The organism is Anabaena sp. TISTR 8404 (assembly GCF_056847745.1).
In genome coordinates this window covers 3,957,323-3,971,415 of record NZ_CP180578.1, presented here as the reverse complement: position 1 = coordinate 3,971,415, position 14,093 = coordinate 3,957,323, and the positions used below count along the sequence as shown (strand labels likewise).

General features: G+C 38.2%; 12 protein-coding genes and 1 pseudogene. 5 read left to right on the top strand and 8 right to left on the bottom strand.

Going from position 1 to position 14,093, the window contains the following annotated elements:
* Positions 1 to 21: 21 nt before the first annotated feature.
* From gmd to ACMX3D_RS17090, 3 genes are all read right to left on the bottom strand, one after another.
* A complete protein-coding gene (gene gmd, locus ACMX3D_RS17100) occupies positions 22 to 1,101 on the bottom strand; it encodes a GDP-mannose 4,6-dehydratase (RefSeq protein ID WP_482747077.1) in 1,080 nt (359 codons plus the stop codon).
* 473 nt (positions 1,102 to 1,574) lie between these two features.
* A complete protein-coding gene (locus tag ACMX3D_RS17095; protein WP_482752366.1) occupies positions 1,575 to 2,333 on the bottom strand; it encodes an undecaprenyl-phosphate galactose phosphotransferase family protein in 759 nt (252 codons plus the stop codon).
* A 113-nt stretch (positions 2,334 to 2,446) separates the two neighbouring features.
* Complete coding sequence (locus ACMX3D_RS17090; RefSeq protein ID WP_482747076.1) at positions 2,447 to 3,589, bottom strand: glycosyltransferase; 1,143 nt, start codon at positions 3,587 to 3,589, stop codon at positions 2,447 to 2,449.
* Positions 3,590 to 3,869: 280 nt separating this feature from the next.
* On the opposite strand from ACMX3D_RS17090, the gene ACMX3D_RS17085 reads away from it, so the two are divergent.
* Positions 3,870 to 4,802, top strand: coding sequence for an NAD-dependent epimerase/dehydratase family protein (locus tag ACMX3D_RS17085; protein WP_482747075.1), 933 nt, complete (start codon positions 3,870 to 3,872; stop codon positions 4,800 to 4,802).
* A gap of 4 nt (positions 4,803 to 4,806) precedes the next feature.
* Here ACMX3D_RS17085 and ACMX3D_RS17080 read toward each other — a convergent pair.
* Positions 4,807 to 5,504: pseudogene (locus ACMX3D_RS17080) on the bottom strand (Uma2 family endonuclease).
* A gap of 142 nt (positions 5,505 to 5,646) precedes the next feature.
* On the opposite strand from ACMX3D_RS17080, the gene rfbB reads away from it, so the two are divergent.
* Together rfbB and rfbA are read left to right on the top strand one after the other, a co-directional pair.
* Positions 5,647 to 6,720: a dTDP-glucose 4,6-dehydratase gene (gene rfbB / locus ACMX3D_RS17075; protein WP_482747074.1), complete on the top strand. Its 1,074-nt coding sequence runs from the start codon at positions 5,647 to 5,649 to the stop codon at positions 6,718 to 6,720.
* Complete coding sequence (gene rfbA, locus ACMX3D_RS17070; RefSeq protein WP_482747073.1) at positions 6,717 to 7,631, top strand: glucose-1-phosphate thymidylyltransferase RfbA; 915 nt, start codon at positions 6,717 to 6,719, stop codon at positions 7,629 to 7,631. The genes rfbB and rfbA overlap by 4 nt, the downstream gene beginning before the upstream one ends.
* A 171-nt stretch (positions 7,632 to 7,802) precedes the next feature.
* On the opposite strand, the gene ACMX3D_RS17065 is transcribed toward rfbA, so the two are convergent.
* The 3 genes from ACMX3D_RS17065 to ACMX3D_RS17055 all read right to left on the bottom strand — a co-directional run bounded on the left by ACMX3D_RS17065 (position 7,803) and on the right by ACMX3D_RS17055 (position 9,643).
* Positions 7,803 to 8,291 carry a lecithin retinol acyltransferase family protein gene (locus ACMX3D_RS17065; protein ID WP_482747072.1) on the bottom strand — a complete coding sequence of 163 codons (489 nt, stop codon included), beginning with the start codon at positions 8,289 to 8,291 and terminating at the stop codon, positions 7,803 to 7,805.
* A 249-nt stretch (positions 8,292 to 8,540) separates the two neighbouring features.
* Positions 8,541 to 9,059, bottom strand: a complete 519-nt coding sequence (gene pgsA / locus ACMX3D_RS17060; RefSeq protein ID WP_482747071.1) for a CDP-diacylglycerol--glycerol-3-phosphate 3-phosphatidyltransferase — start codon at positions 9,057 to 9,059, stop codon at positions 8,541 to 8,543.
* Between the two features lie 20 nt (positions 9,060 to 9,079).
* Positions 9,080 to 9,643 carry a Uma2 family endonuclease gene (locus ACMX3D_RS17055; protein ID WP_482747070.1) on the bottom strand — a complete coding sequence of 188 codons (564 nt, stop codon included), beginning with the start codon at positions 9,641 to 9,643 and terminating at the stop codon, positions 9,080 to 9,082.
* 134 nt (positions 9,644 to 9,777) lie between these two features.
* On the opposite strand from ACMX3D_RS17055, the gene ACMX3D_RS17050 reads away from it, so the two are divergent.
* Positions 9,778 to 11,196, top strand: a complete 1,419-nt coding sequence (locus tag ACMX3D_RS17050; protein ID WP_482747069.1) for an aspartate ammonia-lyase — start codon at positions 9,778 to 9,780, stop codon at positions 11,194 to 11,196.
* 213 nt (positions 11,197 to 11,409) lie between these two features.
* Here the strand turns inward: ACMX3D_RS17050 and ACMX3D_RS17045 are convergent, their stop codons facing one another.
* The gene (locus ACMX3D_RS17045) at positions 11,410 to 11,832 is read right to left on the bottom strand and encodes a hypothetical protein (protein WP_482747068.1); all 423 of its coding nucleotides are present in this window, start codon (positions 11,830 to 11,832) and stop codon (positions 11,410 to 11,412) included.
* 743 nt (positions 11,833 to 12,575) lie between these two features.
* On the opposite strand from ACMX3D_RS17045, the gene ACMX3D_RS17040 reads away from it, so the two are divergent.
* Complete coding sequence (locus ACMX3D_RS17040) at positions 12,576 to 13,547, top strand: Npun_F2552 family protein (RefSeq protein ID WP_482747067.1); 972 nt, start codon at positions 12,576 to 12,578, stop codon at positions 13,545 to 13,547.
* Positions 13,548 to 14,093: the final 546 nt, after the last annotated feature.

Here is a 14,093-nt window from a genome sequence, read left to right as displayed (position 1 = left end):
TTTTATCCTCAGCGGTGTTAATCAGAAGTGGAGAGCGCCCAATTCTTGCCGAATAGTGGCAATATCAACAGGCACTGATGAACCATTGCCATTGGGTGAAGTGTGACCCAAAGCTTGTAAATCTGCTTCCACCATGAGGGCGACTAATCCTTCAAAGGTGACAGAAGGTTCCCAACCTAACTTTTGTTTTGCCTTAGTAGGATCACCAATTAGTAAGTCTACTTCTGCGGGACGTAGGTAGCGATCGTCAAACTCTACGTAATCTTGCCAATTAAGATTGACATAACCAAACGCCAACTCTAAAAATTCTCTGACTGAGTGGGTTTCACCAGTGGCGATTACGTAATCATCTGGCTGGTCTTGTTGTAACATCAACCACATAGCTCGGACGTAATCTTTAGCATAGCCCCAATCTCGTTTAGCATCGAGATTACCCATATAAAGCTTTTTCTGCTTACCAGCAACAATTCTCGCTACTGCTCTGGTAATTTTACGGGTAACAAAAGTTTCACCACGTCGTGGTGACTCATGATTAAACAAAATACCGTTACAAGCAAACAAATTATAAGATTCGCGGTAATTTACTGTTTGCCAGTGAGCGTAAACTTTTGCACAAGCGTAGGGGCTACGGGGATAAAATGGTGTTGTTTCGCTTTGCGGTACTGCTTGGACTAAACCATACATTTCGGAAGAACCAGCTTGGTAAAAACGCACTTCAGTACCTGTGCGTCGCTGGTAATCTCGAATAGCTTCTAATAGACGCAGTGTTCCCATCCCAACTGCATCAACTGTATACTCTGGTGAATCAAAGCTCACCCTAACATGAGATTGCGCACCCAAGTTGTAAATTTCAGTTGGCTGAACTTCTTCTAAAATTCGCCGCAGCGTTGTACCATCCGTCAAGTCACCGTAGTGAAGCAACAACCGCACTCCCTCTTTATGGGGGTCTTCGTAAATGTGATCGATGCGGTCTGTGTTGAAGGTGGAAGTCCGACGAATAATCCCATGAACTTCATAACCTTGTTCTAACAAAAACTCACTTAAATATGAACCATCTTGACCGGTAATACCAGTAATCAACGCTCGCTTAGTTTGCACCATGCTCAATTATCCCTTGTTATTTTTGCTCTACATAGTTTCAGTCCAACTGATACAACCTAGCAGCTAATGGCTAAATTGCCTAATGGGAAACTTACGGGTCTTAATTGATAGCAGAAATTTGCCGTAAACAAATATACTTAATTAAGAATTATTTAACAAGTCAATTTTGAGTAGCCTAGCGCAGTGTTTGGATATAATTTCTGATATATTTCGTAATTTTTACAGAAACTTCATATAAGCTTGATTTTTGTTAAGTCTGAATTAATTGAAAATTTAAACAATTAGTTTATTAGGTTGTTAGCAGGTAAAAGCTGAAAAACTGAAATTTAAGAGTTAGTAAATAATTTTTTCTGTAAATAAAACTTTTTTCTTCTTGCCCATAACCTGAAGATTAACACAATTCAATCCTAGTAGAAACACTGAAGAACTAGATAGGGGCAGAGAATGCCCCTATGATCAATGTTGATTTTTCCTCAGTAAGCTCCGTTATTTTTAGGCATAATAACAACATCAATCGTTTTCAGTATTATCCACAAGTCAAGCCAGAAATTCCTAAATTTGACATAGTGCAGGTCTATTTGAACTCTTCTGGGGTAAGGAATATCATTACGCCCCGAAACCTGCCACAAACCAGTAATTCCTGGACGGATTGTTAATATCTGACCTATGTGATTACCGTATTTTGGTAATTCTTCTGCTACTAGGGGGCGCGGCCCGACGACGCTCATATCTCCTTTTAAAACATTCCAAAACTGAGGGAATTCGTCCAAGCTAGTAATGCGTAAAAATCTACCAATTTTGGTAATTCGGGGGTCATGTTTCAGCTTAAAACTGCTTTCAAATTCTTGCCGCAACTGGGGTGATGTTTCCATCATTTGCACGAGTATTTCATCTGCATTGCTGACCATTGTGCGGAATTTAATACAATTGAAGCGTTTGTAGTTTTTACCTACCCTTTCTTGGACATAAAAAATCGGGCCTTCTGAGCTTAAAGCAATCAGTAAGGCCAAAATTAAGTAAAGGGGAAAGAACAAAATCAATACTGACAGCGAAAATCCGATGTCGAATAGTCGCTTAGCAAACTCTCCGTTTAAAGCCTGAAGATACAAACCTTTGGGTTTGACCTTAGGTGTCTTTGTTTTTTTACTACGTTTTAAGAAAGTACGCGTAGACGAGCTAGCGTCTTGCCGTAGGCTTCGCTTGCCGGAGAGGAGTGAGCTCTGGGCAGTCATCATACTCCTTAATAATCCACACCACACATAGTCCCAATCTTAAAGCCAAAATGAGGTGCTTCTGGAGGGAAGTTCCAAAAGCATACACAATTTCAGCACACAAATTTCGACCATTACTCTAAGTATGGTCTGGTTTTGTGGCACTTGTTGAGAAAATCTAAATAACGCTGTGCAAAAACTTGCGGTGAAAACTGGGCAGCGTGCGATCGCAAATACTCAGGATTGAATACATTACGATACATTTCAAATTTTTCCACTGCTGCTGTCAAGGCTGCTACTGTTTGCTCTGGAAAAAATATCCCTGTTCCTTGCTCCTTGTGCGATCGCACATCTCGGACTGTTTCTAAAGCACCTCCTGCACCATAAGCAATCACTGGAGTACCACAAGCTTGTGCTTCCACTAAGGCAATGCCAAAATCTTCACAAGCTGCGTAGACAAATGCCCTGGCTTGAGCCATATATTTTTTTACTACATCATCAGGCTGCCAACCCAGTATTTTTATGTTAGAGTTGGCTATTTGGCGAATTTTTTCCATTTCTGAACCTGTACCAATTATGACCAATGGTAGCTGCAATTGATTAAAAGCTTGGACAATTAAAGATACTTGCTTATAGCTAACTAAACGGGAAACAGTCAAGTAAAAATTTTCTTTTTGGAGAAAAAGAGGAAATGCTTCTACATTAACTGGTGGATAAATAACCGTGGCTTCTCGTCGATAGCAACGCCAAATTCGTTTAGCTGTGTGCTGAGAATTGGCAATAAAGTAATCAACGCGGTTAGCACTCAATACATCCCACTGGCGCAGCTGATGCAGTAGATACTTTGTTAACCACCCTGGCAAACCACTACCTAGTTTACTTTGCTGGAGATAATCAAAAGTCAAGTCCCAGGCATAACGCATAGGACTGTGACAGTAGCAAATATGCAATTGGTTGGGGGTAGTGAGAACGCCTTTAGCTACAGCATGAGAAGAAGACAAGATTACGTCATATTGACGCAAATCCAGTTGTTCAATCGCTAAGGGTAACAAAGGCAGGTATTTTTGCACTCCATTACGGGCAGCGGGAAAGTACTGAAGAAACGTTGTACCAATTTGACGTTTGTACAAGTAACTTTCAGGATTGCTGGATTCAAAGTCAATCAGGGCATATAAGTCAGCATCAACATGGTTCAGAATCTCTTGTACAACTAGTTCTGAACCGCCAGTGGCTTTAGGTGTTAACCACTCATGAACCAGAGCATATTTCAAGGGCACAGTTAACTTGAATAGGTGGAAAATACATCAGACAAATTGTGAGGAAGCGCCCCAGATTTAACCCCAGACGGAATTCTGCCGAAAGTGGTTCCAGAGGGATGCAGCAACCTGATAACCTCAAATGGGGGAGTGGGGAGTAGGGAGTAGGGATTAGGGATTAGTATCAAAGACGGATAGATAATTGGAGATATCTAACCTAAGCGCCTCTAACCTGTTACCTGTTACCTATAACCTCTATCCCCTAACCTCTCCGTTAGCAACTGATATAAAAGGGGAATTTATGCGAATTTTAATTATGGGTGGCACTAGGTTCATTGGTGTTTACCTAACTCAAATACTGTTAGAACAAGGACATGAGGTGGTACTGTTCAATCGGGGTAATCGTCCTGTACCACCCGGAGTAGGACAAATTATAGGCGATCGCACGGATGCAACACAGCTAAAAGACAAATTGTCACAAGAAAATTTTGACATCATTTTTGACAATAATGGTCGAGAATTGAGTGACACTCAGCCATTGGCAGAAATTTTCCAAGGACGGGTGCAACAGTTTGTTTATATGAGTTCGGCGGGGGTATATCTCAAATCTGACCAATTACCCCATGTTGAAGGCGATGCGATAGACCCAAAAAGTCGCCATTTGGGTAAATCTGAAACAGAAGCTTACTTGGCTGAAAAAAATTTGCCCTTTACCTCAATTCGCCCGACGTACATTTACGGGCCAAGTAACTACAATGACTTAGAAAGCTGGTTTTTTGATAGAATTGTGCGCGATCGCCCAATTCCCATTCCTGGTAATGGTTTACATATTACGCAGTTGGGTCATGTAAAAGATTTGGCAACTGCTATGTCTTTGGTAATCGGCAATCAAAAAGCGATTGGGCAGATTTATAATATTTCAGGCGATCGCTTTGTTACATTTGATGGTTTAGCCCGTGCTTGTGCTGTAGCGGCTGGCAAATCACCAGATGAGATTAAGATAGTTCACTATGACCCGAAAAAGTTTGATTTCGGCAAGCGCAAAGCTTTTCCAATGCGCGTTCAGCATTTCTTCGCATCGGTACATAAAGCGCAAACAGAATTAAATTGGCAGCCTGAGTATGATTTAATTTCTGGTCTAACAGATTCCTTGAACAATGATTATCTCGCCAATGGACGGGATAAGAAGGAAATTGATTTCTCTGTAGATGAGGAGATTTTGCAAGCTGTGTAAATTTTTATAGCTGATTTGGGTCAATCCCTAATTCCCTTAACTTGGCAGCTAATCTCTCAACCTTTGCAGCTAATATATCAACTTGTTGGTTTTCCTGCTCAACAGGAGTAGGAACCCAATTTCCATCTGCATCATACCAGCGCAACCATAACCGCTCAATTCCTTGGTAAGAGCCTTGCCAAAGTCCTAATCCCAGTTGCAAACTTGGCATCCAAATTCTTGGTGTAGTTAAATCTATTTCACTATAGCGGTCTGCCACCAGTTGGAATGCTTGTAGTTTATCTGAGTAACGGTCAAAGACAATATAGTAGGGAACCCGCAAAATTCGCTCTTAAACTTCCCATTTTGTTGGAGGTTGGTTAACCTCACGCAAAGTTTGTCCTAAATCTTCTTTCTCTGTTCCTGGAGACAATAACTCCAATACCACAAAAGGCGCAACACCTCTTGCCAAATTACATAACTTAAACGTAAATCTTTTTGTTCATACAGGTGAGAAACACCCACAACTGCAAACCAATCTGGACGCTTGTACCATAATGGATGGCGCAGGTCGTAGTAAAGATTTAAGTCACTAGCAGTAAATACCTCGTCTGCTCGATAACTGGGTGGAAAAAACGTTTCGCGCAAAAGCTGGGGTTGAAAAATGTAAAATTCGTCAGGTAAACCGGGTTCTTTTGGATCTTCACTCTTGAGATCATACATTGTAGGTAGAGTTTCTTTTGCGGGACGAGGTGGATCTGTTTGATACTACTAGAGGATAGATTAAAAATAAATAGAGATTTTGTTTAGTTTTAATTATGTTTATACAAATATACATTCAATTATATATCAATTTTAAGGATGTATGCTAACAGCATTAGTAACTGGTGGTGCTGGATTTATAGGTGCAAATTTTATTATTTTAGCTCGAAAAAATAATTGGTTTAACATTATTAATTTAGACAAACTAACTTATGCGAGTAATCTAGAAAATTTAGCAGAGTTACGAGGCGATCGCAACTATCATTTTGTGCAAGGCGATATTAATAACGTTGAATTAGTTAGTTATTTACTAAATAAATATCAACCTGATGTAATTATTAACTTTGCTGCTGAAAGTCATGTAGACCGTTCTATTTTCAGTCCGCAACTTTTTATCCAAACTAATGTAGTTGGTACATTTAATTTACTAGAAGCCAGTCGATTTTATTGGCAAAAACTTTCACCAGAAAAACAGCAACAATTTCGGTTTCTACACGTATCTACAGATGAAGTATATGGCTCACTTCAACCTGATGAACCTGCTTTTCGAGAAGATACACCCTACGCACCTAATAGTCCTTATGCCGCTTCTAAAGCCGCAGCGGATCATTTTGTCCGTGCTTACTACCACACATATAACTTGCCTACTTTAACAACAAATTGCTCCAATAACTATGGAATGCGCCAATTTCCTGAAAAACTCATTCCCTTGACTATCCTGAATGCTGTGGATGGTAAGCCTTTACCAATATATGGCGATGGGCAAAATATTCGAGATTGGCTTTATGTTATCGACCACTGCGAAGCTATATATTTAGTCTTAAGACACGGAAAAATTGGCGAAACTTATAATGTTGGCGGACTGAATGAACAAACAAATTTAACAGTTGTTAAAAAAATCTGTGCCATACTTGATGAACTAGCGCCTAAAACTAATTTTTCCTATTCTTCCTTAATTACTTTTGTTCCAGACCGCCCAGGACATGATAGAAGATATGCAATTGATTGTAGTAAAATCAGCCGAGAATTAGGGTGGCAACCTCAAGAAAACTTTGATAGTGGTTTAAGAAAAACAGTGCAATGGTATCTCGATAATTCAGCTTGGGTAGAGCAAGTACGTTCAGTAGCTTACCAGAATTGGTTAAAACAAAACTACGAAAATCGTAACGCAAAATGAAAGGAATTATTTTAGCTGGTGGCTTTGGTACACGCCTTTATCCGATTACTAATGTTGTTAGTAAACAACTAATGCCAATTTATGACAAGCCAATGATTTACTACCCCTTGTCTGTATTAATGTTGGCAGGAATCCGTGAAATTTTAATTATTTCCACACCCAATGATTTGCCATTATTGCAAGAACTTTTAAAAGATGGTAGTCAATGGGGTTTGCAATTTAGCTATATTGAACAGTCTTATCCTGAAGGTTTAGCTCATGCTTTTATTTTAGGTAAAGAATTTATTGCCAATCAGCCAGTCTGCTTAATTTTGGGTGATAATTTATTTTATGGTAATGGTTTAAGAGAAGTTTTACTGAGAGCCGCACAATTAAAAGAAGGTGGACTTGTTTTTGGCTATCAAGTAAAAGACCCACGTCCTTATGGCGTAATTGAATTTGATGCTGATGGTTGGGTAACAGGGATAGAAGAAAAACCTGCAATACCCAAATCTAAATATGTTATTCCAGGTATATATTTTTATGATTCTCAAGTAGGAGAAATTGCAGCCAACCTCCAACCTTCGGCGCGGAATGAGTTAGAAATAACTGATGTGAATATGGCTTATTTAAAGCAAGGAAAATTAAGAGTTGAACTTTTAGGTAGAGGATATGCTTGGTTAGATGCAGGAACACATGAATCTTTACATCAAGCTGCTAATTTTATTCAAACTTTAGAAGAAAGACAAGGATTAAAAATAGCTTGTATTGAAGAAATAGCTTATAACCAAGGCTATATAGATTATAAGCAACTCAAAGACTTAATTGAACCAATGGCAAAAAGTAGCTATGGTCAATATTTAATCTCAATTTTAGAAGACGATTATCTCATTGCCAGAAAGAGACCACAATGCTTCATTAATTCGCATTAAAAACTCCGCGCAACATTGCATTTATAGCAGTCGAAGCATAGATTAGGACAAGAACTAATGCTCAAACATGGATACTAGGAGGCTTTCAAAGCCGTTCTCTACGATAAGAAGTAGCGTAACGTGCTATCTAAAGTGCAGTATTGCTAATCAAATATAGTTTTATGTTTATAGTTAATTAACTATAATTTTTTTATATTTTTGTGAATAAGTTACAAATAACTGGTTTATTAAAATGCCTAGAGACCACATATATACAGAAGAAAATCCTCTTCTAAGTAAACCATCTTCCATTAGTTTTCTTATCTGATAACTCTCCTTAATTCCTGTTTTACAAAAAAAAGCAAAGTGTTCACAGTTATTTTCAAAAAGGTTATATTCTCCTTTTCCTATAAAGTTTTCAGCCCGTTGTATAACTGCATCAGGTAGATCATAAGGAATGCCAAGAACATCATAATCTAATGCGTATACTTCTTTCCTGCCTTTTACATTACCTGCTGCAAATGAAACTAAAGAAGTTCTTGTAATGACAAAATTATTTTTTTTACTGTTATTACCCGTAAAATGTATAACGTTACCGTCTCCACAATCGATACCATGATGAGTAAACTGAGGAATAATAGAGTTACCACACCAAATAAAAATGTGATCACCTTTAGACATACAATATCTAATAAATCAATTAGTTATTTCTAGTATTCCCAAAAAATAAACAAAGATAACATATTGAAGCAAAAAATATTTAATGTGAATTTTATACGATTTTCAGATTTTACACATTTAATTTCATAATAGAGATGAGCAAAATTTCCACAGCACAAGAATTTAATCTAATTTAAATGTGCAAAGTAAACATTTTGAAGTATTCAAAATGTTTAATATTTGGAAACAAACGAAGAATAGTTAAGTAAATTACTCAACAGTATCCACTTTCGGTGGTAAAAGATAAATTAATCCCGATATTAAAGTTAAAGCCACAGAAACCCAAAAAGCAATTAATGCAGGAGTTTGCCATTCTGATGATAAAGGTGCAATCAAAAGTGCGATCGCTACTATTTGACTGACAGTTTTCAGCTTACCCCAAATATTTGCCCCAGTAATCGTAGTTTGATTTACCCGCCAACCAGCGATCGCTAATTCTCGCGCTAAAATCAAAAACACTCCCCACGCTGGAACCTTGCCCAACTCAATCAACAGCATTAACGGCGCAAGCACCAAAAATTTATCTACTAAAGGATCTAAAAACTTACCCAAATCACTAATTTGGTTGAGTTTCCGTGCTAAATATCCATCTAACCAGTCAGTTAAAGCAGCAACTAGAAAAATTGCCAAACATGTCCATCTAGCTTGTACTGTCGGGTTGTACAAACCATAAAGGAGAAATGGTACACCGAGAAGGCGAGAAAAAGTAATCCAGTTGGGTAAAGTCATGATTTAGCTTGAGGAATTATTTATAATTTTAACCAATCAAATAATTGCCCCAATGTCAAATGTAAATCACTAACTAAATCGGGAACTGGCAATATATCTTCTTCGTTTTCTAAAAATATTATTTGTTGGTGAGGCGGATAAACTAAAACACAGTATTCCTCTGGGTCAATTAACCAACCTAAGCTAGTACCATGATTTAAACAATGTAAAATGTTTTTGGTAACTTTGGTTGTACTTTGTTCAGGCGGGAGGATTTCAATTGTCCAATCTGGGTATGTATTAAACATATTGGCGATATTGCCTATTTCATCTACAGGAATTCGATTCCACGCAAATACTGCGATATCTGGAACAGTGGAACGTCCACCAAAAGTACAGCGTAATTCTGGAAAAGCTAATGCTGTTTTTTGAGGTTTTACTACGCTATTAATAGTAGTGACTAATTCACCTTGAAGTATGCTATGTTTACCTTGTGGCATAGGTTTTTGAATGATTTCACCATCGATATATTCACTTGCTGGTTTAGTTTCTGGTAATTGTAAAAATTCTTCTAAAGATATACGGCGAGTTGGTGTTTTAATCATAATATTTACCTGCTCGTATTTAAACTTAAGTTAGCTTAAATTAATTGATTTGGTGCTGGAATGCACATAGTAAATAGGGCGTGAGTGTCATTTACATGGCATGATCTGTATTTTGAGATCATCCAGACAATACTATGACTGACAATATAAATTTTCGCATTGAGCGCGACTCAATGGGCGATCGCCAAATTTCTAGTAACGTTTATTACGGCATTCAAACTTTACGCGCTACAGAAAACTTCCCTATCAGCGGCATCAAACCTTTGCCTACTTACGTAGATGCTTGCTTGATAATTAAAAAGGCTACCGCAATTGTTAACGGTGAATTAGGCTGTATTTCCCAAGATATTAGTCAAGCAATTGTCAAAGCCACCGATGAAATCCTTGCAGGACAATTGCGCGAACAGTTTGTTGTCGATGTTTATCAAGCTGGTGCTGGGACTTCTCACCACATGAATGTTAACGAAGTGCTGGCAAATCGGGCGTTAGAAATTCTCGGTGATGAAAAAGGTAATTACAAAAAAGTTAATCCTAACGACCATGTGAACTATGGGCAGTCTACCAACGATGTTATCCCCACAGCGATTCGGATTGGTGGTTTATTAGCACTCACCCATACACTGCACCCAGCTTTAGAAAAAGCGATCGCTGCCTTAGAAAGCAAAGCGGTAGAATTTCAAGATATCGTCAAATCTGGCAGAACCCACATGCAGGACGCTGTACCTGTGCGTTTGGGTGATACTTTTGTAGCTTGGGCGCAAATTCTCACAGAACATCAAAACCGCATCTATACTGCTTCTGGAGATTTGATGGTGCTGGGTTTAGGTGGTAGTGCGTCGGGTACAGGTATGAATACCCATCCTTTATATCGCGCCCGTGTGGTGGAAGTTCTTTCGGAATTGCTGAATATGCCTTTAGAACCTGCGCCTCATTTAATGGCAGCTATGCAGAGTATGGCTCCGTTTGTTAACGTTTCTGGTGCTTTACGCAACTTAGCACAGGATTTAGTCAAAATATCTCATGATTTGCGGTTGATGGACTCTGGGCCAAAAACTGGTTTGAAAGAAATTCAACTTCCGCCAGTTCAACCAGGTTCTTCGATTATGCCAGGGAAGTATAACCCAGTCATGGCAGAGATGACATCGATGGTGTGTTTTCAGGTAATGGGTTACGACAGTGCGATCGCACTTGCCGCCCAAGCAGGACAATTAGAATTGAACGTGATGATGCCGTTAATTGCCTATAACCTGATTCACAGTATCGAAATTCTGGGTAATACCATCGCCGTGCTGACAGAACGCTGCATTCAAAATATTACTGCCAACAAAGAACGTTGTTTAGCCTACGCTGAAGGCAGTTTAGCTTTAGTCACCGCACTAAATACTCACATTGGCTATTTAAATGCTGCGGAAGTCGCCAAAGAATCATTAGCAAGTGGTAAATCTCTACGACAGATTGTTTTAGAAAAAGGATTAATGACTGAGGAAGAATTAGCCGAAGTGTTAAATCTAGAACAGATGAGTAGTATTGTACCCTTGAAGAAAGAATCTTAATCAGATTTCTGAACTAAATGTAGGGTGGGCATTTTCAGTAAAGCACTAAATTAACAAAGAATATAGTAGTTAATGCCCACCTTACCAACACCTGAGTTTGACGTATTGAGACTCAGTGTTGTAAAAGCTAAATGGAAGATTTCATCCCCTAATTCAGCAATGCCCTAGATTTTGCAGTCAAATTGAACGGAGGAGTTAAAAATAATATAAATGTTACCTTCGTCGAATTTTTATACTTTCTTTTCTACACTTTGGACAACTAGCTATTTTATAATCTTTATATTGTTTGTATTCTTTTCTACAATTAGGACAAACAAACACCTGAGCAACAGAAACTCCAGCAGCTACTGCGCCACAAACCGATTCAATAACCGCGCCTTTAGTCCAACTTGTTGGTAACTCAGTTCGTCCTGTTAGATAACCTTGACGTGAACCTTTATAACACGCTATGGAAAATTCAATACCATTGGGGATTTGCCCAATTACTTCTACAATGTCACGTCTTGCTAACATGATATCTTTTTGAGATGCCATTGATGTTTTTGCAAATACAAAACTTCCTGCTGATAAAGGTATCGTCGCTAAAAAAAGTGTAAAAAAAACTGTGAATTTTTTGGAACTTGTAGTAAGGCTCATAAACCTATTCCTTTGTAAATAACTAAATATTTGTTCAAATTATTGCAATAGGTAACCGTAATAAGTAACCAAAGTACGAAAGAATAGCCCAAAACCTGCAATACCCAAAAACTCTGAAAATTCGCTAAAAGTTCTGGTGATGTTCATACGCCTTCTCACCTGCAAAACTAAAGACTTGAGATGTTGTTCTGAGTCTAGAAAATTAGCTCAACGTTGTCCCTAGTGAAATGTTGGGTTTTAAACCTATCAAAATGTTAGGTTTACAAGATGCGACTACAGCCTGAGAATCCCTCAATTCAAGAATGTGAATAGGACTTGAGTTCAATCCCTCATATTCAATTTGCCAACAATATTATTAGCAATTAGACGATTGAGTACAACACATCCCACTTGCGTAGACGCGGAGCGTCTTGTCATTAGACATCGCTCAATGTTTCGTTAATTTGCACATATTGAAATGTGTCAATTCACAAACATCATTCTTGCATAACTAACCCCAAAAAATACTTAGAAAAAGATGAATCTGCAAAAAATCTCTCTTGAGGCAGATGCTGATTTTGCTTATAAATAAAAGATAAATTTTATCATTACAAGACAATAAAACTAATTTCCGCATTTTTGTGAAGCTGGAGTGGTAAATACTGTGTTTAAGCTTCTATAGGAGAAATTTAATATCATGTAAGATGTTGTCCAATATTCACACCCTACTTTCTCCTATCGATTTTCAACGCAATTATTTACCCATGCAGACATACAAACCATCTGTCAGCTTAATCAGGGCTACGTCTTACGAAAGCGAAGCTTTAAGGGAATCTTTAACCACTGTGCTAGAACCCCTGGGAGGAATAGCAGCTTTTGTCAAACCCGGACAAAAGGTATTACTCAAGCCTAATCTTCTCACAGGTGCACGTCCTACCAAGGAATGTACTACCCGCCCGGAATTGGTTTACGAAGTTGCCAAAATGGTAATTGAAGCTGGTGGTAAACCTTTTTTGGGAGATAGTCCCGCTTTTGGTAGCGCTAAAGGAGTCGCCATTGCCAATGGTTATCAACCTTTTATCCAAGAACTCAATCTTCCCATCGTCGAATTTCATGGTCAGCGTTACCAAACAGTTAGCGATAATTTTAACCACTTGCTACTGTGTAAAGAAGCGATGGAAGCTGATGTAATTATTAATTTGCCCAAAGTCAAATCACATATGCAATTGACTTTAACATTAGGCGTGAAAAATTTGTTTGGTTGCGTTCCCGGTAAGATGAAAGCTTGGTGGCACATGGAAGCTGGGAAAGATGCCAATCGTTTTGGAGAGATGTTAGTAGAAACGGCGAAGACAATCAACGCAGATTTAACAATTTTAGATGGCATTATTGGTCATGAAGGTAATGGCCCTAGTGGTGGCGAACCTCGGAATTTAGGAATTTTAGCCGCAGCATCAGATGTATTTGCCTTAGACAGGGCTATGATAGAAATTCTCAATGTTCTGCCCCAGCAAGTTCCTACTGTTGCTGCTTCCCAAAGACTAGGGGTTTGTCCTGAACTAGATGAAATTGAATTTCCTCTGTTACATCCTGATTTATTACAAATTCAAGATTGGCGTTTACCAGATAAGTTAATGCCAATTGATTTTGCTATGCCTCGCGTGATTAAATCTACGTTTAAACATCTTTACATTCGATTTATCAAGGAACCCATGAATACCTATGGCAGAGGTTAGTTTAAATAAGCAATTTTAGAGAATTAGTAACTGCAAAGTCAGCTACAGCAAGGACAAAATTCAGAGAGTAATCTTTAATTACCCTCCGATTGCTTAACCAGACAACCGCCATTATCTAGTGGCGGTTTTTTATGTGAATAATTTGTCATCAAATGTTGATTTAATTATTAATTCTGACTCAGGAATATTTGGCGATCGCCTTCTCTCATTCTCCAGGTATTATTACTCTACCTATATATATATTGACAACCTCAATGTAATGTTACATAACACTAGTATGGTGAATTTAAAAATCTGTTATTCGTGTGATCACTGAATTACCAATTTCCAAATTAGTGGGTATGTCTATGCGGATTCAGCGTATATTTTTGATGTTCAATCTTCTCATCAACTAATGATTCGCCAATTTTAATCTGTTGCTAGTCAAGCTGAGTTAGATAGTAAAAAACCTAAAGTTATTCAGTACTATTTCGGTAGACATTACTTTTGCATAAAATCGTTCAGACCAGTAAAACCAGCCTAGATTAAGTATTTCCAGATGTTATA